Raw genomic sequence first — 23,260 nt, 5'->3', positions numbered from 1 at the left:
TTTGCCGCTACCAATGGCGTAGCACCAACACGATACACTCATTTATTCTTATAATTGGTCAATTTGCTCTTCGATACTCAGAACCTCTAAGACATCGGTGGCGCACTCTGCACCCTTGTTGCCTGACTTGCCACCGGCCCGGTCCGTTGCCTGGGCCACCGTGTCAGTCATAAGCACCGTGTTTGCACCTACCAAGATAGCTTGATTACGCAGGCGCAACTGCTGCACGTCATCTTGTGTCGCCTCACCCGTCAACATTGTGCGCTTGTTTCCAGCCTCATTGAGCTTGCCGTCAAGCGACATTGCATATTTCAGGGTGACCAGTGGCCGGTGCTGACGGTAAAAGAAGTTATACGCCTCATTCAAGTACTCCGTGCCACCGATTACTTCCGTTTCCACGTTATGTTCATTGAGATATTTAATTCCCTTGCCGCCTACAACTTCGTGGGGATCAACCTGACCTATAATGACGCGCTTCTTCAAGCTTCGTCAAATGCAACAGCGCATTAACTTCCGCGTGTTCACGCCCGTACTGGTGGTGGTAGCCGGTGCCCAGCACCTGCCCGTTTTTGACAATCACGGCTCCCACCAAGGGGTTGGTCTAGGTCATGCCTTGCGCCTTCACTGCTTCTTTGACAGCCATCCGCATATAATCTTTATCTTGCAATTTTTTCACTTCCTAAGCATAGAAAACCCCGTTGAAGTTAGTCAACGGGGCGCTTTTTTATTAACTAAATATGATTTCAGGATTTCAGCTCAGTCTGCTCTAGCGCGAGTCAAATATTAGTTGTTATTTGTTCTTCTCCCATCCAGACTTTAACTGTCGGTACTAGACTTGCACTAGTTCCACCGCTTAACGCGGGTCACGGACTTCAACACACTCGTTGTCACCGTCGGTAGGGAATTACACCCTGCCCCGAAGAAACCGTATTCAATTCAATTAAATTAAGAATAGTCCTGATTTACTTAATCGTCAATACTTAAAGGAGGAAATTATTCAATAATAGTCGTATGGGTAGGAAACTCAATTTATCAAAGTTTCATCAAGATATCCTATACTACAACCATTAAATGTCAGAAAAATTTGTACTAATTGTGAAATTGGCTAGTAAGCAAAAAAAGGAAGACTATTAATTCAGTCTTCCCTTTTGCTATACGGGTTAAAATTCACAAACAATTATTTATTGCCAAATTGAGCCTTGTGGCTCTAGGTATTAAACCTACTTCGCTTAAACTACATTATGTTAAGTTACTTTGGTCTAGAGAGCTTATCAAGTAATTTCATAGATTCGATTAGCAATTGTTTTCCAGCTTGTACCTACTTTTCCATGAAAGGCGACTGTCAAGTAGACATCGTTGTTGCCAAGAACCTGGACACTTTCAAATTCTGAAGGATAGTTTCAATTTTTGATGGCAGAGTTGTTTGTTAAGTCAATATCTGTCCAATTATCTGTACTTGTGGCACCCCAGGGAATTTTATAAATGTGACGGTCTTTTTGTTTTGCAGCTGTTGTAAACTCATCAGGAGATTCTTGACTGGAAACGTAGATATTAAAGTCATTGTCAATGTCGAAACCCTGAATTGATGCAACTGTACCAGTGAAATTTTTAATTCTAAAAGAACCTTTACAATATTGGGCTAGGGTTGCGATATTAACATCACTAGTGCCAGCTCTATTTAAAGCATCATTAACGGTTTCAAGATCATATAGAGAAAAGTAGCCGTTACCAGCAGGTGTGTCAGTAGTGGCAATCAGTAGAGTCTTGTAATTCGGAGAAACGGCTGCTTCTGAACGATAAAATGTAGTACCGAGGTCAAAACCACCCGCCTTATTAAGATGTGATAGTCTCGGGAAATCAGTATTTAGCGTGTGAGGACCATTGTCATGTGGAAGCTTTACTCGGGCTATTTGAGTGGCCCATTTATATTTTGCACCAGGTTTTAGGATACCCTTGGTACCGATGAACCAACAACCGTCTTGGTCCGAAAATTCAAAGGTTTGAGTGTGGCCACCAGCGGTATTATTACCAGTATTTGACAGTGACATGATATGTTTACCGAAGTACATGTAAGGCTTTTTAGCAGCCTTAAAAAGATAGTTAACATTTTTACTCAATTGTAGAGCGTAAACGTTAGAGTTTGTCACATTACCTTTTTGGACAACATTTTGAAGTAGATAGCTACTAGCACCATTATCTAATTGATAATCTAGTGAAATATTTGGGTTAGTTTTTGTAAGCATAAAATTATTCCTTTCATTACAATCTAATTTTTGAACAAGTTATTTTGATTTCGAAATCATAATTAATATATAATATATGTTCGCTATTTACAAATATTTGTTTGAAAAACAAAATACAAATATCCCAGCTATAAACTAGGATATTTGTATACATTATATAGAAAAATTAGTAACTAACAGGTCTAGCATCTAATAGAACATCATCTGCCAATGTGCTATCATCTGTGGCATTCATAAGTGTACTTTGGTTTTTGTTTAAAAGCCAAATCGCTTGGTTAACTTCTGCAATTGTGGCTGTTGGGGAACTATTTACTTCCTTGGCAACTTTTAAGGCTACATCATAAATTCCAGCGTAATATCCTCTGTAAAAGTTTTGATAGTTATCTGTTGCTTTAATACTAGGTTCTTGGTCAATTAATTTTTGTAAATTTTGTTTGTCGTCAGCTGTGGCAATTTTAGCGTTAATCCGGGCTTCTTCAGGACTATTCGTAGCGGTCAAGTATGAACCAGAAATGTACTTGACGTCGCTAGCTTTAATGTAGCTACAATTATTTTTGCTTTTGGGAAAGTTATTTGGAAAATCTTGTAAGTAATAGAATAGTTCAGCTTTATTATCTTTTGGTACCCAAATGTAGAGTAATTTACTTACAGGAATATTTTCGTCTTTAATAAAGCCGTTGGCTTCATCAGTTGAATTAGTACGAATTTGTCCATTAATATTATAAGCATTGATATTTTTGATTGTAGTAACAAAGGTATATTTTGTGAGCGTTAATAGTCTTTGTCGGGGTTTTGCTTTAAGGTCAAAAGAACCTACAAAAGTGGCAGTTTTACCGCTAAAGCGATAATAATTGTCGCGTTTATTGCCATCTGCCATATTAGTAATTCGGTCTATCTTGATTTTTTGTCCATTTTTAAGGGTAAATTTATCGGTACCATAACCAAATGTTAGTGAAGTCACACCAGCGTTTTTTGGCAACATGAAGGTCACCGTTGCTTCAGAGGTATACAGCGGCTTGCCAGCAATTTGGCTGACGTTGCTGGCTTTAATGTAGCCACCAGCACCAATGCCATAGTAATATTGCCCCTTTATTTGTTTATAAGGAAGCCAAGACTGGTTATAGTTATCATCGTCGAGCAAGAAAAAGCGTTTGCTGTCGCGCTCGGTGGGTTCGATTGCACCAGTAAATTTAAGGGTGGCGCCTTTTTTAAGGTGGGTCTTCCACGTGCTGCCGCGATAAGTACGCAGGCGTTTACCCTTTTTGTTGAAGACGTAGGCACCATGGGCTAACTTCAAGTTATTAGTTGAAGTAGCAGCAGTGACTGTCTTGCTAGTAGTGGTTGCTAATGGAATCGCAGCACCGAGAGCCAAGGTGCCAGCAACTGCTCCCAGGATGAGTTTTTTACTAATTTTCATAATAATACCTCAAACATAAAATTAATCTCTCACGCTAATTATAGTACATTGAAATAATTAAGATAGAAAAATGACAGCGATAATGATATTGTTAGTGATTTCAAAATTTTTTAGCAGATTTATAACATCCAATCGGCAAAGTGCAGCGGAATATTGTTATTCTTACCAAAATACTTCTTAAAGACATTGATAAAATGCCCGTTATCTTCCCATTGATGAGAACGAAGGTCATTCAAAGTTAAAAGGATCGTTACTGCTAGATTGGTTAACAGAATAATTACTAGACCGATAAGTGTGTATAAAAGATACATCATAGTTGTTCCTTCATTCATAATTTGGTGTGTACTAATTATCTAATACGGTATAACTATTTGACCATCTTGTCAACTTTTAGTCAAAAAAAGACCAGCGACTCTTAAAAATCGCTGATCTTACTGATATAAATACTTTTGTACTACTTCTTTTGGGTTCTGGCCTGCGCGAATTTGCTGTTCAAGTTCAATTGCAACATCAGCCAGGATCGACTGTGGATCAATGACATGATACGGGTGGTCTGGTGCTTTTTCCTGAGCTAAAGACAGTTCAGTACACCCTAATAAAATGACCTTACAACCATATTGATCGTGCATTGTGCGCAAAATGTGATGGTATAATTCTGCATCCACAATGCCTTTTTCCTTAATATTAGTGTAAATTAACCTTGTAACCAGCGGTTGAATTTCTGGTCCGCCCAGTTCCACAGTACGTTTTACCTTCTCAATCTCATCCACATACAGGTGGTCATAAATTGATCCTTCTGTAGCAATGACCCCAATCCTTTGTTCTTGGGGGTATTCATCAACAAAGTGGTGGACAGCAATCCGCATCATGTTCAAAAAGGGAATATCAGTCAGTTTAACCAAATCATCATAAAAATAGTGTGCCGTATTACAAGGCATTACCATAAAGTCCGGCTTCAGCTGGGCCTGTTGCAGAATATCTTCACGCAAAGCAAAGAAAAAATTAGGCTTGGTGTGGTCCTTGATATAAGTTGTGCGATCAGGGATTTGAGCATCATTTACTAAAAGATAGTTCAAATAATCCTGGTCCCTACTAATCTTAACCCGATGGTTAAGCATTCGCACATAGCTCTCCGTAGCAATCGTTCCCATGCCACCAATAATACTAAAGAAATCTTTCATTTTGTCCGCTTTTCTAGTGCTTAAAGTGCTCGTCTTGACCTTCCAACTCGTTAATTGCTTGCTGGGCAACCGTAATGTCTGACAAATACGGCGTGTCAATTCCACGAATTTTCTGGAAGTTATCCTCACCTTTACCACAAATAAGTACCACATCATTTTTGCCTGCCAGAGCAATTGCATCATGAATGGCCTTAGCCCGATCTAGTTCAAAAGTTACCTCAACTCTAGAATGGTCGATCCCAGCATTAATTTCTTCAGCGATTTGTTTTGGATCCTCAAAGCCCGGATCATCAGTCGTCAAGAACACCTTGTCAGCATAGACATTTAAACTATGACTAAAACCGGCGCGCCGGGACTCACCTTTATCGCCGGGTGCACCTACAACCACAATGATTTTGGGATTGTCGAATTCACGTTGCATAAAACCCATTAGAGCTATCATTGAAGCTTCATTGTGAGCATAATCAACAACTACAACTCCATGTTCTTGGGTAACCTCTGTCTGCATTCTACCTGGAACTGTCACTGCAGCAATTCCGCGAGCCGCATCATCATGATTCATACCAGCAAGACCAGCTCCAATAATCGCCGCCGTACCGTTTGACTGGTTAAAGTCACCCAGCATTTTCAGCCGATAGTTACCGGCAATCTCCAGTGCCTTAGCCTTGTCACTTACACATAAGACCTGAAAGCAGGTTTGGACCATGTCACTTTCCTGAGCTGAGTAACGAAAATCAATTGTTTCTTTCAATTCAGGATTGTCAAACTGCTCATCGGCAAATAGGTAGATACTATTTGGTTCGGTGGTTGTCGTCGCCGCCGCATATACTTCACTAAAGCGGTCAGTTTGGGCATTAATGATACACTTGCGGGCATTAACCAGTAATTGGAGCTTGCAGTGCAAATAATCAGCAAAGTTAGGATGTTCATTATGACCAATGTGATCAGGCGTAATATTAAGGAAAAAGCCCAGGTCATAAGTTAGGCCAAATACCCGGTTTTTCTTATAAGCTTGGCTTGAAACTTCCATCACCAAATGGGTCATTCCATTATCAGCAGCATTGCGCATGTCACGGAATAAGTCAAGTGACTCCGGCGTGGTCAAACTAGACTTGAAGGTATCTTCAGGCTGCTGTCCGACAACATTATTAACCGATGAAAGAAGCGCTGTCTTACCTCCATTGATCTGGTCCAGCATCCCCTTTAAAAAGTAGGCTGTCGTTGTCTTACCCTTAGTGCCCGTGATCCCAACTACATACAAGTCATCCTGAGGAAAACGGAAGAACGCTGCAGACAATAAGGCCATTGCCTTAGACACGTCACGCACGATTAAGGCGTGCATACCCTTACCCTCTGGATAAGGCTGCTCTGCCACATAACAATTAGCACCGTTGTCTTTCGCCATCGACAAGTAAGTCGGTCGGAACCCTGCTCCCTTACAAAAGAACAAGGTATTCGTTTGGATGTCGCGTGAATCATATGATACATACTCCATCCTGGTCATAACCGTGTCTTGAACCGCGCTCGATTTCAACAAGTGGTGTTCTTTCAAAATTAAAATACAGGTATTTAAAGAAATACTCATGCTATACCCCTCTGTTTTTTATCTCAGTCAAAATTATAACACAGCTAGGCTACCGTGTTAGTATTCTTTGGGTCTAGCGGCAAACTAATAATGAACTTGGTCCAATCCGGATCTGATTCACAACGGATTTTGCCATGATGTAAGTCGACAATACTCTTAGTAATCGATAGGCCCAGCCCAGTCCCACCTGTTTCTGTATTACGCGAAGTTTCCACCCGATAAAAGCGTTCAAAGATTTTTTTCAAGGATGCGGCCGGAATTTGGGCCCCGTTATTTTCTACCCGCAGTTCCACTTCATTATTGTTGACCAAGTTGGCAATTAGGTTGATCTGACTTGCACCAGTGCCATACTTCAAGGCATTGCTAATCAGATTATTATAGATGCGAACAAGTTTTTCTGGATCAGCTTGAATTGTCAACTCCTTGGGTCTGGTTTCAATATTGAACTCAATGTTCTTTTCTTCAGCCTCGATTTCAAACCCGGCGGCCACCTGTTCCAGCATGGAAAAAATATGCAAAGTGGACAAGTTCAACTTAGTCGTAGTCGACTTAATTGTCGTATATTCAAGTAGGTCATGAGCCAGTGCCTTCATCTGTTCTGCTTTGGTAAAGGCGATATTGAGGTAACGCTGTTGATCTTCAGGATCAGCCACACCCGACTTTAGCAAGCCTAAATAGCCAATAATCGAAGTTAGCGGTGTTCTGATATCGTGCGATACATTGCTAATTAATTCGTCCTTGGACTTTTCAATTGTCCGTTCCTCTTCAATAGCATTGACCGTACTGCTGACCAGTGAATTAATTGAATCAATCACTTTTTGCAAGTCGGTTTTTACTCTAAACGAAATCTTGTGGTCAAAGTGCCCTTGAGCGATATAGTGAAGTTCAGAAATAACATGGCGCAGCTGCATCTGGTGGTAGCGTCGAATCAGGCGCCAGTACAGTACAATCAAATCCCCAATACCCATAATAATCAAAAAGGTGTTTTGCCAGGACCACAAATGGCGGCCACCAGCAAAGGTAATGGTCTTCTTTAAAAAATAGATACCATTAACCAAGTTCTTGTTTTGGAGAATAGTCAAATTAATCAGAATGACAACCGATAAATTGAGTAGTAACAAGAGGACCACCGTAATGACCCCCTCGGCAAATAACTCGCTTTTTTCCGCTGCGGTTAACTTGACCCGTTCTTTTTTCATTTAGCTAAGCCTCAATTTTATAGCCAACGCCCCAAACAGTCTGGATAACATCCTCACCATCTGTCGCCTTTTGGATCTTATCCCGTAAGTGTGACACGTGGACCATGACCGTCTTAGCCGACACAATCGATTCTTGTTGCCAAACCCGTTCAAAAATTTCATCCGCTGAGAAGACGCGGTTAGGGTGACTAGCCAGTAGATAAAGTATTCCAAATTCTAACGCCGTCAACTGAATGTCCTGACCGGCAATCGTCTTAACCTCGTGTGAATCGCGGTTAACGACCAGTGGCCCCACTTCTAAGACATCAGGTTCATCGTCCTTGACCTGTTTCTGACTGCGTCTGAGCAAGGACCGAACCCGAGCCATCACTTCAAGTGGATTAAAGGGTTTTGAGACATAGTCATCGGCGCCCGTAATTAGACCCTTAATCTTGTCCATATCGCCAGTTTTGGCTGAGACAATAATAATCGGAATATCAGAATCCTTACGGACCTCCTTAATTACGTCAATCCCATTCATACTTGGCATCATCACATCCAGAATCATCAGCGAGATGTCAGGCGTGGTCGTCAGCTTAGTAATAGCCTCCTTACCACTATAGGCAACTACTGGCGTATAACCCTCGTTTTTGAGGTATATACTTAATAATTCAACGATTTCCTTATCATCATCAACAACCAAAATTTTCATAGGGCAAATTCCCTTCTTTTTAAACTTATTTTCAACTTAATTTCTACTAATATATAGTGTAACAGAATCATTGTCTAATATTTTAGCCGATTTTAACCTAAACACCTAATAATCAGTCATAACTTTATCTTTTCCTAAAAAAGTATCAAGCACATTTTGACTTATTCAAGAAGTTACAAAAAAATCCCTGATATCAGCTAAGTGGAATCAGGGACTGATTTTTTATTCAATTTCTTTTTTGCCAGTATATAATTCGTAGTAGTAGCCCTGCTCCTTAAGCAGTTGATCGTGGTTACCAGCCTCGATAATATGACCATGGTCAAGCACTAGAATTAAGTCAGAGTTAACAATCGTCGACAAGCGGTGGGCAATCACAAAGCTCGTGCGCCCTGCCAAAAGGTTGTCCATGCCGGCCTGAACCAACTTTTCAGTTTGCGTGTCGATACTTGAAGTAGCTTCATCCAAAATCATCACCGGTTCATCCGCAATCATTGCTCGGGCAATACTTAGCAGCTGCATCTGGCCCTGGGAGAGATCGCCACCATTACCATCAATAATGGTTTTGTAGCCTTCGTCCAGGTGATGGATGAATTCATCTGCATGTGATAGGTGAGCTGCCTGATATACTTCATCGTCACTAGCTTCTGTGTTACCAAAACGAATATTGTCCATCACTGTGCCCGTAAACATATGCGTGTCCTGCAGAACAATTGATAGAGAACGACGTAAATCATCTTTTTTAATCCGCTTAATCGGAATACCATCGTAAGTGATGGTTCCCGAATTAATCTCATAGAAGCGGTTAATCATATTAGAAATGGTTGTCTTCCCGGCTCCAGTCTCACCGACTAGAGCAACCTTCATGCCTGGCTTAGCATCGAGCGAAATATCATAAAGAATCTGCTTTTTAGGCGAATAACCAAAATTTACCTGGTCAAAGACAATATGTCCCTTAACCGTAATTTTCTGCATAGTTCCGTCTGCTTGCGGGACATTCCAATGCCACGTGCCCTTGACATTCTCATCCTTGGCGATAGTCACATCTCCGTCATCGACTTCAACCGCCTGGTCTTCCAAATCAAAAATACGCTTAGCACCAGCCAGAGCCATGACAATTGAGTTCAACTGTTGGGAAATCTGGGCAATTGGCATGGTAAATTGCTTAGACAACTGCAAGAAAGCCCCAATTACCCCCAGTGACAGTGGTGCAATGTGGTTAATTGCAACTGCTCCGCCTAAGACTGCAATCAAAACGTAGAGCAGGTTACCCATGTTGCCCATAATCGGAAATAGGATTGTCGCATAAGTGTTGGCCTTACCAGCTGCATCTTCTAAGGCCTGGTTGTACACATCAAAGTTTTTTTCAACTTCTGGTTCATGGCTGAAGACCTTAATGACCTTTAACCCATTAAGCATCTCTTCGTTATAACCGTTAACTTGACCCAATTCCTTTTGTTGCAACTGAAAGTAGTGTGACGACCGAGTAGTCAGGAAACGAACCACGCCAATTGAAAGTGCAAAAATAATTAAGGTGAAAATGGTTAGCTGCCAGCTAAGACTTAACATTGCTCCCAGGGCAAAGACTACATTCAAGGTTGAGTTCAAAAACTGGGGAATTGACTGCGAAATCATCTGCATTAGGGTATCGATGTCGTTAGTATAGCGGCTCATGATATCACCGTAGTCATTGCCGTCAAAATAGGCAATCGACAATTTCTCCATGTGTTTGAACATCTCATTACGCACCCGATATTGCACCTTCTGGGCCAAAACCGCCATTAGCATCGCAAAGAGGTAATTGGCAATAAAGCCAATGGCATAAAAGCCAAACATAATCGTGATGGCATGCCATAATGGACCAAAGTTTGGTTGAGCCTGCTTAGTCAAAGGAATAATGTAGTCATTAATCAGCCGCTCAATAAATAGCGAGCCAGCCACGGTTGCTGCCGCGGTTAGCACAATTGCTACCAGCGAAACCACTAGCATCCATGGACTAGTGCTTGCTATCAGCTTGAGCAATCGCATTAAAGTAGTGGTGCGGTGGCCCTTCATATTTGTATTCTTGTTTTCTGCTGCTTTATCCAAATCCATCACCTACTTCTTCTGCTCTTCTTGGAACTTGGCAATTGAACTGTACAAATCATTACGCTTCATCAATTCATCATGCGTACCAACATCCTGAATCTTACCCTCATCCATAACAACGATGCGATCAGCATCCTTAATCGAAACAATTCGTTGCGAAATAATAATCTTGGTCGTATCCGGCATGTCCTGGGCAAGCGACTCACGGATTTCTCGTTCAGTGTGAGTATCAACGGCAGAAGTCGAATCATCCAAAATCAAAATTTTCGGGTTCTTGAGCAAAGCGCGAGCAATGGTAATGCGTTGCTTTTGTCCGCCGGAAACGTTCGTTCCGCCCTGTTCAACCATTGTTTCATACTGGTCGGGCATCTCACGAATAAAGTCGTCAGCATGGGCAATCTTAGCAGCGGCAATGACCTGTTCATCAGTCGCATTTTCATTACCCCACTTCAAGTTTTCCTTAATTGTACCGGAAAACAACACATTGTTCTGCAAAACCATCGCCACATTATCACGCAGCGTCTTCAAGTCATAGGACTTAACATTATGACCTGAAACTCTCACTGCCCCAGAATCAGTGTCATAAAGGCGCGGAATCATTGCTACCAGTGTCGACTTTGAAGAACCAGTTCGTCCTATTATTCCCAGCGTCTCTCCTGGCTTAATATTCAAATTAATGTCGCTTAAGGCCAGATTCTTGTCAGCGGGATCATACTTAAAGTTAACATGATCAAAAATCACTTCACCATTAGTAACATGTTCAAGCGGTTTGCGCGGATTCACAATTGATGGCTTTTCAGTAATTACATCAGCAATTCTGTGACCACTAGCGGTCGAAATAACCAGTTGCGTGAAGATCATCGCTAAAATGTTCAAACTGTTTAAAACCGAATTTGAATATGAAAACATGGAAATCAACTGACCGGTCTGCAGACTGCCACCGACGATTTCCTTAGCGCCAAACCAACAAATGGTCAAGTTGGAAATATTCAAGATGGCCATAACAACCATCGCGTTAAGTGACATGATTTTTTGGGCAGTTGAAAACAACTTGTAGATAAAACCCGATGACTTCTTAAACTTGGTCGTTTGAGCATCTTCCTGAACGTAAGTCTTAACCTCACGAATGCCGCGAATGTTCTCACGGACAACCTGATTCATGCGGTCATAACCCTTAAAGATCTTCGGGAAGTAAGGACTGGCAGCCTTAATAATTACCGCCATCAGCAAGACAAAAATAGGAGCCAAAACCACAAAAATCAAAGAAAGACGTGGACTGATAATAAGCGACATAATTACCGAGACAATCAACATCATTGGTGCACGCACCGCAATTCTAATGAGAATTTGGTAGGCCATCTGAACGTTGGAAACATCAGTCGTCATTCTCGTTACTAGACTGGCGCTAGAAAACCGATCGATATTCTCAAAGGAATAATCCTGGACCCGGTAAAACATGTCCTTGCGCAGATTGGCTGCAAAACCTGCAGCAGCGTGAGCCGAAACATAACTGGCAGCAGCACCCAAAACAAGTGAAACGATAGTAATCACCAGCAGAATTAGGCCCGATTTCATAATGTAGGGCATGTCGCCCTTCATAATTCCGTTATCAATCAAAACACCAACCAAATAAGGAATTAACATTTCAATGATAACTTCACCTATAACTAGTAATGGCGACAACAATGATAATTTCTTATACTGCCTAATCGATTTACGCAGTGTGCTAATCATTAAATACCTCTTTCTATGTAAGTCAAATCAAGTTCATTTTACTGTTTGCAATGCTCATAAAAAGGATAAATAAATTTTGTTAAATTTATTTATCCTTTTTAAAATATAGTTATTTAAGTATAACGCTCCTCTTGACAAAAAACACTTTATTTGCTTCTCGACGATGGCGTGAAAACCGAGCCCACAATCTCGTAGTGCCGGCGAAAATACCACCGAATTCCGTAGGCTACAGCCGAAATGACCACGTTAACTGTACCTGGTAAGATGGGATTAATTACCCGCAAGGCTGGCAGTGAGAGAATGCTGAAGCAAGCCAATAAAATCAGGATCATTCCGCCCATGCCCAGCAGTAACTTAGACCAAGGGATTTTTTTATTTTTACTATCAGCTGGTAGAACCCATTCATTGTACTTGGTCATAAAGACACCCATCACGGCCCCAACAATCACCAGAGTCGTAATTCCCATTTGCGGATTTTCCTTGGCATTAGGTTGAAAAAGACCAATTACCCCAAAAATTCCGACAAAGATTGCCACATATAGCAGGGCACTATCAACCGCATACTGCCAGAAAGGGATATCGGCTGCCGTCTTTTTCTTTGGCATTAATAGATCAGCCGCCTTTAGCTTAGGCGGCATATTGTAGTAGGTGCTCGCTGGTTGACCGCGGCGTTGGGCGATTAGCAGGTCTGGTAGCAGTGCGTCTACTCGTCCAGTGGCCTCTTCGACGCTTAGCTGCCCCTGCTCTTCTAACTCCTTTTGTAAACGAAAAATATAATCGGTATTCTTATTGGACAACTGCTTACGTAAATCAGCAGGCGTCATTTGTCGGATTTCCGCCTCTTGGTTATGACTGGCGACTTTTTCTTTCAGTTTTTCCTGTTTGTTATTATCGACCCTTGCTTCTTGTTCGTTTTTCTGTTCAGCCATTATCTCTCCCTAAACGTTAAACCTAAATTCAATAATGTCGCCGTCTTGAACCTCGTAATCCTTACCTTCAAGGCGTAATCTGCCGGCTTCCTTGACCTTTTGCATAGTTTCATACTGATCCAAATCTGCAAAGGAAACAACTTCTGCCCGAATAAAGCCACGCTCAAAATCGGAGTGAATGACCCCTGCAACTTGTGGGGCCTTCATCCCTTCGTGGAAGGTCCAAGCCCGGGTCTCCGGTCCACCAGCCGTGAAGAAGGTGCGCAGACCCAAGAGGTGATATGCTGCCCTAATCAACCGGTCAAGCCCGGATTCGGACACGCCCTCTGCTTCTAAAAACTCTGCTCTCTCGTCGTCATCAAGACCAGCAATCTCTTCTTCAGTAGCTGCCGAAATACCGAGACAGCTAGCATGCTCACTAGCTGCATGCTGTTTGACAGTTTGGTAGTATTGGTCACCTTCAGGATCTGCCATTGCCGTTTCTGCAATATTGGCTACATAAATTACTGGCTTAGCCGTCAGTAGAAAGAGCCCGTCGACAATTTTTTGTTCATCCTCAGTAAAGGTAACTGACCTGACCGCTTTGCCTTCCTCTAAAACCGGCCTAATCTTTTCCAAGACACTGTATTCCGCCTTGGCCTCCTTGTCGTTTTGCTGGGCAATCTTTTTAACCTTATTAATACGGCGGTTAACGGCGTCAAGATCAGCAATCGTCAGTTCCAAGTTGATCGTATTAATATCTTCTTCCGGATCGACCTTACCAGTAACCGAGGTAATATTGTCATCATCAAAGGCACGCACCACATGAATAATCGCATCAGTTTGGCGGATATTTTCGAGAAACTTATTCCCTAGCCCCTCACCCTTGGAGGCACCCTTGACCAAACCTGCAATATCGGTAAATTCAAAGGTCGTATGCACAATTTTTTTGGCCGGAACGAGCGCTTGAATCCGGCTCAAGCGCTGGTCCGGTACCTCAACCATGCCAACATTAGGTTCAATGGTTGCAAATGGATAGTTGGCCATTTCGGCCCCGGCCTTGGTTATTGCATTAAATAAAGTTGACTTACCAACGTTAGGTAAGCCGACAATCCCAGCTGTTAATGACATCTTTATCCTCTTCTTTTCCCTAAAAACTACTCATTAGCTCGTTTTAAACTGGCCTGCACAATATCTTCCTTGCCAACGTAAAACTCATTTTTAACGTTAACTGGATCATTGGCCTTAGTCAGTATTTTTTTAAAATTGTGGGTGAACTTAGCCCGCGGCATCATTACAATTCGGCCACAGCCCATACACTTCAACCGAATATCAGCACCAAGACGTAAGACTTCCCAGTTGTTAGTCTTGCAGGCGTGTGGTTTTTTCATCAAGACGGTATCCGCAAGACCATATACTATGTCCCTATTCATCGAGATCAACACCCATGATATCAAGTATGCGGTTCAATTCGTCAACCGAAGAGAAGCTGACCGAAAGGCGGCCGCTACCGGTTTTATTTTCTGAGATATTAACGCTTGAACCTAGTTTATCAGCTAATTGGTGTTCGCTAGCACGAATAAAAGCAGACTTGTGTGTGCTCTTTTTCTGTGGCTTCTTGGAATTAAGACTAGCTACCAGTGCTTCGACTTTACGCACCGGCATTCCTTCCTTAACCACCTGCTTAGCCACATCATCAATTTTGTCCTTGTTCTTCAGACCTAACAAAGTTCTAGCCTGTCCCATCGACAATTCACCATGTTGCAAAAGGTGCTTGGTTTTACTTGGCAAAGTAAGCAGGCGCAAGTAGTTAGCAATGTATGGCCGCGACTTACCCATCCGCTTAGAAACTTCCTCCTGGGTCAAGCCTAAATTCTTTTGCAGCATCTCATAAGCCTGCGCCTCTTCAAGCGGAGTCAAGTCTTCACGTTGCAAGTTTTCTAGCACCGCAATCTCCATCATTTGGCTTTCGCTAAAATCGCGCACAATTGCAGGCACCGTAGTTTTTTGAGCCATTCTGGAGGCTCGATAACGCCGCTCACCCGCAATAATTTCGTAGCCATTAACCGACTTACGTACAATTATCGGCTGAAAGACCCCATTTTCCTTAATTGAGTCGGATAATTCTTTGAGTGCCTTATCATCAAAAGTTTTTCGGGGCTGATAGGGATTGGGGCGGATATCATCGAGGGCAAGGTCCTGAATTTCTTCTTCGGCTTCTTCAACCTGTGGTTCATCTTCAAAGAGAGCTTCAATGCCTCGTCCTAAGCCACCCTTTTTCTTTGTGTCATTACTTCTTGAGTCTCTTGCCATGGTTCTTCAATACCTCCTTAGCCAAATCATCGTATACTTCAGCACCACGTGAATTGGGTGCATATTCGGTAATCGTCTCGCCATAACTTGGCGCTTCGGCGAGTTTAGTGATGCGCGGAATGATGGTCTTGTAAACCTTGTTAGGGAAGTATGACCGCACTTCCTTAACTACTTCAGCACCCAGATTTGTGCGTGCATCTAGCATGGTCATTAAGACCCCTTCAACGCCCAGATCCTTGTTAAAGTGCTTTTGGACCAAACGAATGGTATTGAGCAGCTGGCTCAAACCCTCCATAGCATAATACTCACTTTGAACTGGAATCAAAATCGCATCTGAAGCAGTAAAGGCATTGATTGATAACTGGCCTAGGGAAGGTGGACAGTCAATAAAGATAAAGTCATAATCCGTGCTGACCGTATCAATGGCCGACTTAAGTCGCGTTTCACGGGCCATCATGCTAATTAATTCCGTTTCCGCCCCCGACAAGTTAATCGTTGCCGGAACTAGGTCCAATCGGTTAGTTGTGGTGTGAAAAATCGTATCTTTCAGTGGCACACTATCAATTAAAACACTATAGACGTCCTGATTAATCTCTGCCTTTTCAATTCCTAGTCCCGAAGTTGCATTACCTTGTGGGTCAATATCAACAATTAGTACGCGGTAGCCGCGATTAGCAATCGACGCGGCCAAGTTAATAGTGGTCGTTGTCTTTCCGACACCGCCTTTTTGGTTAGCAACCGAAATTACATTTACCATATTCTCCATGCCTTCCTACTTTCTCTTTAGTTCAATTGTGATGGTATAGTCATCTGAACTATTATTCTCTTTCACTTTGACCTTAATTCCTGATTCTTTGGCTAGTTCAACAGCCCGCTTAATGGTGTTGATTTGAACTTTTAAGTCCTTGGGAATGCGATTGACCGCCCGTTTAGTGCGATCTTTAGGTTTTGTTGCTGCTTCTTCTTGTTCTGCAAAATAGCCATCAATGTCCTTAACGATCTTTTCGGTATCATTGACATTCAGATTATTAGCTAGAATTTCATCCAAAACGCGCCCCTGGTCTTTCTCACTTAAGCCAACCAGACAGCGTCCGTGACGCGCTGAAATCTCTCCGCTTGCTAGATAACTTTGTACCTTAGGCGTTAACTTAAGCAGACGTAACTTATTGGCCACATATGACTGCGACTTGCCGATGTTTTGCGCCAACGCAGTCTGTGTCAAATTATTCAACTTCATCAAATTGTTATAAGCCTGCGCTTCATCAATTGGGTTAAGGTTTTCCCGTTGCAGGTTTTCAATTAGCGCTAGTGAGGCCGCCTGACTATCACTCATGTTGTTAATGATTGCCGGAATTCGTGGCCAGGCTAAGTGTTGGACGGCACGGAAGCGGCGTTCACCAGCAATAATTTCGTAATTCTCGCCCTTTTCGCGAACCACAATCGGTTGCAAGAGCCCTTCCTTGTCAATCGTCGACGCTAACTCACGGATTGATTCATCTGAGAATACCCGCCGCGGCTGATAAGTATTGGGCTTAATCTTGCTCAGTTCAAGTTCTTTAATTTGTTTATCTTGAGGAATTTCTTCATGGTGCCGTAAAGAAGAAAATAATGACATATTGCTTCTCCTTCTGTATTAATGAATCGGTTTACGGTGTGGCGTTCCTGCTTGCCGGGGGTACTTCTTCGGTGTCGGCTTAACTTTTTGGATTAAAATCAAAGTTCGCTCCTCCTCACTGCCAGGTAAACGTAATTCCTCCTGCTGTCGCATTTGTCCACCTAACACGGTAATTGCCTTTTGCGCTTCAGTTAATTCACTGGCCGCCTTCGGTCCCTTAAGGGCCAACAGATAGCCCTTTAGCTTAACTAACGGTAAACAATATTCACTTAAAACCGCCATGTTAGCTACTGCGCGCGCCGTCACCAGATCAAACTGTTCGCGGTAGGTCGGATTTTGACCAACATCTTCAGCACGGCCATGAACTAGCTTGACATCGGTTAACCCTAGTTGGTCAACCAGGTCCTGTAAAAAGTGCAGTCGCTTGCCCAATGAATCAACAATAGTTACCTTGAGATCTGGCCGCAATAATTTAAGCGGAATTGATGGAAAGCCAGCACCAGCACCAACATCACATAGCGTGCTGTCAGGTTCAAAGACTGACCCAAAGGTGAATAGCGGTGTGAGGCTATCAAAAAAATGCTTGAGGTAAACATCGTCCTTAGCCGTTATCCGCGTGAGGTTAACCTGCTTGTTGGCCAGCAAGAGACTGGTAAAGTATTGGTTAAATTGCTTGATTTGTGGTTCAGATAACTTAAAATTACGCTTTGACAATTCTTGGACAAAATCTTCAGGATTCATTTTTCACCCGTGAAACCTTGTTTCACACTCTTTCAATTTAACGCTAAAAATGGCTTATTGTAAAGCCATTACATCTCTTTAATTATGAAATATTTTTTGACTGCCGTCAAAGTCTAAATATCCAAAATACGCTATAATATCGTCAAAGGAGAAAAACATGATTGTTACGTTAATTGTCATCGCCTACCTGACCTTAAAAACTTATCGGGGTTACCAAACAGGTTTTACCAGACTAATTACCAATTTGATTTTTGCAGCAATTATTTTCATTGCTGCCATCCTCTTCCAAAATCCGGTCGGTAACTTTCTTTATAGCCAAGTAACTGGCCAAGACGTCCAGACAACACTGCCATCGGGCACCAATTTAATGATTTTCCGTTTTTTAGCTTTCTTTGTTATTTTATTTTTAGGTAAAATGATCAGCAAAATCTTTAAGAGTTGGCTGCCCGCCCGCAAGCCGCGCTCCAGCTTTGGGACTATTTTGGATGGAACTTTAGGTGCTATTGTCGCCTTTTTTGCCAGCTACTTCTTCGTCTACATCATCCTGTCGATGCTCAATGCTTTAGAAAACGCCTGGTTCATCCAACAGACACTAGATTCTTCCTTCTTGCGTTTCATCATTTACAGCACTCCGGGCTTGTCTAACGGCGTTTTTAACAGCATCTTTAGTATCAGCCGGACAGCTGCTTAAGAATTAACCTTAACTGGACAATTATTTAAATTCGTTATTTTTTCTTTTTTGTAGTAAACTAGCCTCGTAATGAATACAGTCTAAACAACTGAGGAGGAAAAAGTGGAGAAAAAAAACGTTTTTAAAAAAATTATTATACTAGGGACCGCTTTAGTACTAGGGTTATCAGCTAGCACTGCAAGTGTGGTCAAGGCTGATACTAATAATTCCGGCGCCGCTGGAACGCAGCAAGTCCTGCCACAAGCCCAAAAAGTCAAAACTTTTCAAGTAGCTATTGTCAAAAAGAATTACGGCATTTATCAGGGCTTCTTTGCCAGTAAAAAAACCAGCCAAGACTACTTCCACCAAACCTTCAACGTTAACCGCACCTTCACTTACAATGGTAAAAAATATTACTGGATTAACAAAAAAGGCAGCCCGTCCATTGGCTATCTCAACAAAAATGCGGTAGCTACCCCTAACCAGGCAAAGTTAGTTGATACCCCTTACGTTAGCCAGTATGCACCAGTTAAGGCGCCATGGGGCTGTGCCGGGGCAGCAATGGCAATGCTACTAGGATCGCAAGGCCAAAAAATCACGACTGGTTTGCTTCAAAATATTCAAAACCACTTGCCAATGCAGCCAACTAAGGGAGGTCAGAAGGGTAATGTTTACACCGGAATCGGTTTTGGCTACGTGATTAGCCCCGGCGCTCTCGCTAAATATGCTCGGACTTATCCGCAGGGGAAGAATATTATCAACGTCTCTAGCAAAAAGCTGACTGTCAATGACTTGAAGATGTATGTTCAAGGCAGTAAACCCGTTTTGTACTATGGCTTTTCTTCTTATCAAAAAGCCGGTGACAACCAGCGTAACCACTGCAAGGTAATCACTGGTTACAAGCAGGGTAAGTTCCTGGTCTATGACCCACTCTACTATTCCCGTAATGACGGGGCTGGAACTGGTGGCAAAAACATGAAATACGACCACGGCGCCATTGCCTGGGTAGCAAAAGCCGCTATTCAAAAGGAATTCTGCCACAAAGCACTAACTATTAAATAAAGTTTTAAAATAAAAATGCCATCCGGATCAACTTTATCTGGATGGTATTTTTTATAACTCAATAACTTTAGAACAATAACTGGCTACCACCGGATTATGGGTAACAATAACTAATGTTTTGCCTATAGTATTCAACTGCTTCAACTCTGTTAAAATAATATCACGATTATGCTCATCTAAAGATCCCGTCGGTTCATCCGCCAGAATTAACCGACTTGGCTTGATCATGGACCGGGCACCCGCAACTCTTTGCTGCTGGCCACCTGAAAGTTCAAAAATCTTACTCTTCTTGTATTTTTCAAGACCTACCCGCTTCAAAGCATGGTCAACTTGTTTTACTTTAGTTTTCTTATCTTGGCGGATATATCTTTGCGCCAAGGACAGATTTTGAGCCACAGTTTGATCATCAATCAGAGCAAAGTTCTGAAAAATATAGTTAATTTTTTCGCGGATTTACTGGCCAGCCAGTCTACTATTGGGCTTGATATTGCGCATGCCATCAAAGCTATAGCTACCTGAATCAAAAGTTTCAATTAACCCCATAATATTTAGTAGTATTGATTTTCCACTCCCGCTAGGTCCCATAACGGCCACCATCTCTTTTGGAACAATTTTCAAATTTAAGTCCTGAAAGACGACCTTACGACCAAAAGTCTTAGACAAGTGTTTGATTTCAATCATCGGCTCACTCTCCCTTTAAACTCTGCACAATATTTTTGTTTTCTTGACCCGTGAAAATGGCTAGCGTCAGCAACAGGTCGATACCAGCTAGAGCCACGCCAAGCAATAGCGCCCAAGCAAACCTACCCCAAAAACAAGCAATAGCGATTTGGACTGCATACAAACTAATAACAAAACTCACGATTTTTTTGTAACGATCGACTGTCCTAAAGCTCAATAGTCGCAAAATAGCCAACTTCAGACTATTGGTTCTGAAACACAGAATCGCCGTAAAGGCCGAAACGATTAGTGAGATAGAAAAGGCAATCACCAACAAAATCACTACAAGAAGTAATCCCAATCTTGACCACTTAGTTGCAACACTAGCCAGTGAACTCGCCAATGAGAACTTTACCCTAATACCCTTCAGATTAACTTGAGCTAAGTGTTTAATCATGGCCCGATTGTACTGATTATTCTTAATTCGATCGGATTACTTAAACCCGAAGTCAATAATTGTGACTTGCTCCAGCTATCCAGGTGGTGTGAATCAATCAGTTCATAGATGGGACGCTTAAAAAGTTTTAGCCGGTCGTTGAGGAAAACTGGAGTTACAGGTGTAGTTTGGTAATAAGAAAGATGCACTGGCTTCTTTGCCAAATACTTCTTAGTTAGCTTATCTGAGCGGTTAAGAACCAACAACTTAGCCAGCTTACTTACTTTACTGTGGTCCTTTTTTAGCTCATTGGGTACGTAGAAGGTGTTTTTCTTCCCTGTGCCTGCATCTATTTTTAGGCTCTTAACATAATTTTGGTTGACCCGAACCACCTGATAACGGTCTTTACTCGAGAACCAATCATTAACCTGAAAGCGAGCCCAATTTTTTTGCGGATTAATAATGTCTCCAGCAACAAAGTAAGGATCACTGTTCTAACTCATTAAAAAACGTTCCTATCTCGGCCTCGTTCTTGCCATTACGGACATCATCATTCCTAACTGCTTCAGCAGAAACCAAATCAGTTCGCTCTACCGTCAGGAAACTGCTCATGCGGACCACCTTGTCATACTGACTGTTTTTTTCATTAATTTCTTTAATATTGGCAATCCCGTCAATTAAGAGTACCGTGGTCAAAACAACTGTAGCAGTCTTTAAGAATAGTATGATTACCGTTCCTAAGTTAAAGTTGATACCCTGCTTTAATAAGGTAATAATCCTAATACTCCTAATTAAGGTGAGCGCAACTAAAACAGCCAAAACAAAAATCCCAACAACAACTAGTTGGCCAATTAACAGCCACATGACAAAGCCAGCAGGTCGATAAAGAAAAAACCAGCTAATCCCAATATCAACAATCAAACTAGCACTAAGTACTGCCATTAGTGGTAACCTAAACAATTGCCAAATCACGCCTTGATTGGAAAATCCCAGCAGTTTATAAACACCAATCTGCTTGACACTGGTCAGTGGAATTGAGCAGATAGACAGGAGTACCAGCAGTGCCAGTGCCAAAAATAAAACGAGATAGATAAAAAGCGTCCGGTTGAAGTATTCCTTTTGCGAGTATACTTTAGGGGTTAGTAAGTCAGCTTTACTGGTATTAAAGAAATTTGCTAACTTGCTAATAACTCTACTTCGACAACTAGCCTTGCCAATGACCGTGTAAATTCCATCCAGTGCTTTGTCATCATTACCAAAAAAGTTATCTAAGCTTTGTAACTTTATCCGCTCACTCCCCCAAAACACAGGAATATCTTTACCTTGAACATAAGTGGTCGATTTACTGGGGAATAGGTTAAACTTGTTGTTTTTGACAAAAAACTTACTATAGGGAAGGCAGTCCTTCATTTACAGTACGTGGGCAATTAGCTAAATAAATTTTGTAAGAATTAGCGGTCTCTTCAATTTTTTCAATTCGTTCTTGGTCTTTAGTTTGGTAGATGTTAATTACCAATAATCCTGCTAGTAAAATCATTAACATTAGAAAAAGACTAACTGTTTTTTTGATAAGATCACTTCCTTGCCACATATGTGATTAATAACCATTAAATAATAAAAATAACCTGCATGAATCAGTTTTAAGCTGATTTTATATATCCAAATTATCATACATATAGTATTTGAGCAAGCGATTTCTTAGCTAGCTATCTTAAAATTGCCAGAAAAATTCACCCAAATAAAAAACCAACCCCGTGCATTCCACCAAGCTGGTCTTAGGTACTATTTTTTAAAAGTTATCGTATTCAACGTGTTCATCATTATAAACAAAAACGGCACCAATGCGATCAGAATCATCATGCCACTGGGGCAGCGGATGTCCCGCAAAAAAGAGACGTTTGCACTCAATCTCGGCCTCAACTGAATCCTTGGTAAAGGTGGTTACACCCGCTAAGTCAGTTTCTACTGGGTAACCAGTACGCGGGTCGATCAGGTGGTGGTACTTGTTCCCATCAACAACCAGATAACGTTCATACGTTCCACTGGTAACGGCAGAACATTGCGGCACCATCACGGACGCAATGTTTTTGCCGCGCGGTTCTTTAGGGTCTTGCACACCAATTGTCCACTGGCCACTTGATCTTTTAGGTGAATCCCCTACTAGCAAAATATTGCCGCCTAAGTTGATAATGCCTGCGTGCACACCATAAGCCTGCCAAAGGTCACGGATCCGATCGGCAATCCAACCCTTGGCGATACCGCCCAGATCAAGTTCCATCCCCGGTTCTTGCAAGCAGACCGACTGGTTTTGATCGTTTAACTCAACCTTGAAGGGGTCAATGAGCTGCATCTTTTCCTTGACTTGTGCGGCTGTAGGTACATGGGCATTTTTAAAGCCAATTGACCACAACTTAACGACGGGACCAATTAACGCGTTAAAGCCGAAGTTGGCTCGGCTCTCATTCACCGCTAACTTAACTAGGTCGTAGGTGCCACTCGAAACTTGCACCGCCTTTTTTCCGGCTGCATGGTTGATGCTCATTACCTCGGACTTATCCCGATTGACCGTCAAGAGGTCTTCGTAATGATCAATTAAGTCAAAAGACTGGTCGATGATTTTTTGATCGCGCGCACCAAAAATCTGCAGGGTGATATCCGTACCCAGAGCGTGGTGCTGGCCGCTTTTTTGCTCTAATGCTAAATTTTCAATCATTTCCGTT

The 23,260-nt window shown here is 42.0% G+C and carries 23 protein-coding genes, 2 pseudogenes and 1 riboswitch; of the genes and pseudogenes, 2 read left to right on the top strand and 23 right to left on the bottom strand.

What is annotated here, in order from left to right:
* Window positions 1-48: 48 nt before the first annotated feature.
* The 18 genes and pseudogenes from ACSYSN_RS01050 to rsmG form a co-directional block, all read right to left on the bottom strand.
* A complete protein-coding gene (locus tag ACSYSN_RS01050) occupies window positions 49-483 on the bottom strand; it encodes a 6,7-dimethyl-8-ribityllumazine synthase (RefSeq protein WP_491712429.1) in 435 nt (144 codons plus the stop codon).
* The gene (locus tag ACSYSN_RS01045) at window positions 452-559 is read right to left on the bottom strand and encodes a hypothetical protein (RefSeq protein WP_491712874.1); all 108 of its coding nucleotides are present in this window, start codon (window positions 557-559) and stop codon (window positions 452-454) included. The genes ACSYSN_RS01050 and ACSYSN_RS01045 overlap by 32 nt, the downstream gene beginning before the upstream one ends.
* Window positions 560-793: 234 nt before the next feature.
* A riboswitch (FMN riboswitch) is annotated at window positions 794-928 on the bottom strand.
* A gap of 343 nt (window positions 929-1,271) precedes the next feature.
* Window positions 1,272-2,243 (bottom strand): annotated as a pseudogene (locus ACSYSN_RS01040) (helveticin J family class III bacteriocin).
* A gap of 166 nt (window positions 2,244-2,409) precedes the next feature.
* Window positions 2,410-3,660: an SLAP domain-containing protein gene (locus ACSYSN_RS01035; RefSeq protein ID WP_491712428.1), complete on the bottom strand. Its 1,251-nt coding sequence runs from the start codon at window positions 3,658-3,660 to the stop codon at window positions 2,410-2,412.
* A gap of 119 nt (window positions 3,661-3,779) precedes the next feature.
* The gene (locus ACSYSN_RS01030; protein ID WP_491712427.1) at window positions 3,780-3,974 is read right to left on the bottom strand and encodes a hypothetical protein; all 195 of its coding nucleotides are present in this window, start codon (window positions 3,972-3,974) and stop codon (window positions 3,780-3,782) included.
* 117 nt (window positions 3,975-4,091) lie between these two features.
* A complete protein-coding gene (locus ACSYSN_RS01025; RefSeq protein WP_491712426.1) occupies window positions 4,092-4,841 on the bottom strand; it encodes an aspartate/glutamate racemase family protein in 750 nt (249 codons plus the stop codon).
* 13 nt (window positions 4,842-4,854) lie between these two features.
* A complete protein-coding gene (locus tag ACSYSN_RS01020) occupies window positions 4,855-6,426 on the bottom strand; it encodes a UDP-N-acetylmuramoyl-L-alanyl-D-glutamate--2,6-diaminopimelate ligase (RefSeq protein ID WP_491712425.1) in 1,572 nt (523 codons plus the stop codon).
* A gap of 44 nt (window positions 6,427-6,470) precedes the next feature.
* Window positions 6,471-7,625 carry a sensor histidine kinase gene (locus ACSYSN_RS01015; RefSeq protein ID WP_491712424.1) on the bottom strand — a complete coding sequence of 385 codons (1,155 nt, stop codon included), beginning with the start codon at window positions 7,623-7,625 and terminating at the stop codon, window positions 6,471-6,473.
* A gap of 4 nt (window positions 7,626-7,629) precedes the next feature.
* A complete protein-coding gene (croR, locus tag ACSYSN_RS01010) occupies window positions 7,630-8,316 on the bottom strand; it encodes a response regulator transcription factor CroR (RefSeq protein WP_317637684.1) in 687 nt (228 codons plus the stop codon).
* Window positions 8,317-8,538: 222 nt separating this feature from the next.
* Entirely contained in the window at window positions 8,539-10,407 is a 1,869-nt protein-coding gene (locus tag ACSYSN_RS01005; RefSeq protein ID WP_491712423.1) for an ABC transporter ATP-binding protein, read from the bottom strand.
* 3 nt (window positions 10,408-10,410) lie between these two features.
* On the bottom strand, window positions 10,411-12,135 hold the full coding sequence (locus tag ACSYSN_RS01000; protein WP_491712422.1) for an ABC transporter ATP-binding protein: 1,725 nt from the start codon (window positions 12,133-12,135) through the stop codon (window positions 10,411-10,413).
* 146 nt (window positions 12,136-12,281) lie between these two features.
* Entirely contained in the window at window positions 12,282-13,064 is a 783-nt protein-coding gene (locus ACSYSN_RS00995; RefSeq protein WP_491712421.1) for a DUF1129 family protein, read from the bottom strand.
* Window positions 13,065-13,073: 9 nt separating this feature from the next.
* Window positions 13,074-14,174 carry a redox-regulated ATPase YchF gene (ychF, locus tag ACSYSN_RS00990; protein WP_491712420.1) on the bottom strand — a complete coding sequence of 367 codons (1,101 nt, stop codon included), beginning with the start codon at window positions 14,172-14,174 and terminating at the stop codon, window positions 13,074-13,076.
* 26 nt (window positions 14,175-14,200) lie between these two features.
* On the bottom strand, window positions 14,201-14,476 hold the full coding sequence (locus ACSYSN_RS00985) for a DUF951 domain-containing protein (protein WP_491712419.1): 276 nt from the start codon (window positions 14,474-14,476) through the stop codon (window positions 14,201-14,203).
* The gene (locus ACSYSN_RS00980) at window positions 14,469-15,356 is read right to left on the bottom strand and encodes a ParB/RepB/Spo0J family partition protein (RefSeq protein WP_317637678.1); all 888 of its coding nucleotides are present in this window, start codon (window positions 15,354-15,356) and stop codon (window positions 14,469-14,471) included. The genes ACSYSN_RS00985 and ACSYSN_RS00980 overlap by 8 nt, the downstream gene beginning before the upstream one ends.
* The gene (locus tag ACSYSN_RS00975; protein ID WP_491712418.1) at window positions 15,334-16,113 is read right to left on the bottom strand and encodes a ParA family protein; all 780 of its coding nucleotides are present in this window, start codon (window positions 16,111-16,113) and stop codon (window positions 15,334-15,336) included. The genes ACSYSN_RS00980 and ACSYSN_RS00975 overlap by 23 nt, the downstream gene beginning before the upstream one ends.
* A gap of 15 nt (window positions 16,114-16,128) precedes the next feature.
* Window positions 16,129-16,971, bottom strand: coding sequence for a nucleoid occlusion protein (gene noc, locus ACSYSN_RS00970; protein WP_491712417.1), 843 nt, complete (start codon window positions 16,969-16,971; stop codon window positions 16,129-16,131).
* Between the two features lie 18 nt (window positions 16,972-16,989).
* Complete coding sequence (gene rsmG / locus ACSYSN_RS00965; RefSeq protein ID WP_491712416.1) at window positions 16,990-17,712, bottom strand: 16S rRNA (guanine(527)-N(7))-methyltransferase RsmG; 723 nt, start codon at window positions 17,710-17,712, stop codon at window positions 16,990-16,992.
* Between the two features lie 157 nt (window positions 17,713-17,869).
* Between rsmG and ACSYSN_RS00960 the strand changes: the two genes are divergently transcribed.
* Entirely contained in the window at window positions 17,870-18,403 is a 534-nt protein-coding gene (locus tag ACSYSN_RS00960) for a CvpA family protein (protein ID WP_317637674.1), read from the top strand.
* Between the two features lie 102 nt (window positions 18,404-18,505).
* Window positions 18,506-19,444: a C39 family peptidase gene (locus tag ACSYSN_RS00955; RefSeq protein WP_491712415.1), complete on the top strand. Its 939-nt coding sequence runs from the start codon at window positions 18,506-18,508 to the stop codon at window positions 19,442-19,444.
* Window positions 19,445-19,495: 51 nt separating this feature from the next.
* On the opposite strand, the pseudogene ACSYSN_RS00950 reads toward ACSYSN_RS00955, so the two are convergent.
* The 5 genes and pseudogenes from ACSYSN_RS00950 to ACSYSN_RS00930 form a co-directional block, all read right to left on the bottom strand.
* Window positions 19,496-20,125 (bottom strand): annotated as a pseudogene (locus ACSYSN_RS00950) (ATP-binding cassette domain-containing protein).
* A 4-nt stretch (window positions 20,126-20,129) separates the two neighbouring features.
* Window positions 20,130-20,561 (bottom strand): DUF1430 domain-containing protein, encoded by a 432-nt coding sequence (locus tag ACSYSN_RS00945; RefSeq protein WP_491712414.1) that lies wholly within the window; start codon window positions 20,559-20,561, stop codon window positions 20,130-20,132.
* The gene (locus tag ACSYSN_RS00940) at window positions 20,558-20,932 is read right to left on the bottom strand and encodes a hypothetical protein (RefSeq protein ID WP_491712413.1); all 375 of its coding nucleotides are present in this window, start codon (window positions 20,930-20,932) and stop codon (window positions 20,558-20,560) included. The genes ACSYSN_RS00945 and ACSYSN_RS00940 overlap by 4 nt, the downstream gene beginning before the upstream one ends.
* 94 nt (window positions 20,933-21,026) lie before the next feature.
* Window positions 21,027-21,950 (bottom strand): hypothetical protein, encoded by a 924-nt coding sequence (locus tag ACSYSN_RS00935; RefSeq protein WP_491712412.1) that lies wholly within the window; start codon window positions 21,948-21,950, stop codon window positions 21,027-21,029.
* Between the two features lie 379 nt (window positions 21,951-22,329).
* The gene (locus ACSYSN_RS00930) at window positions 22,330-23,253 is read right to left on the bottom strand and encodes an FAD:protein FMN transferase (protein ID WP_491712411.1); all 924 of its coding nucleotides are present in this window, start codon (window positions 23,251-23,253) and stop codon (window positions 22,330-22,332) included.
* Window positions 23,254-23,260 lie beyond the last annotated feature (7 nt).

This window comes from Lactobacillus sp. ESL1191 (assembly GCF_058504435.1).
Note: the sequence above shows the minus strand (reverse complement) of the source record. Positions and strands in the feature narration are given on the sequence as shown.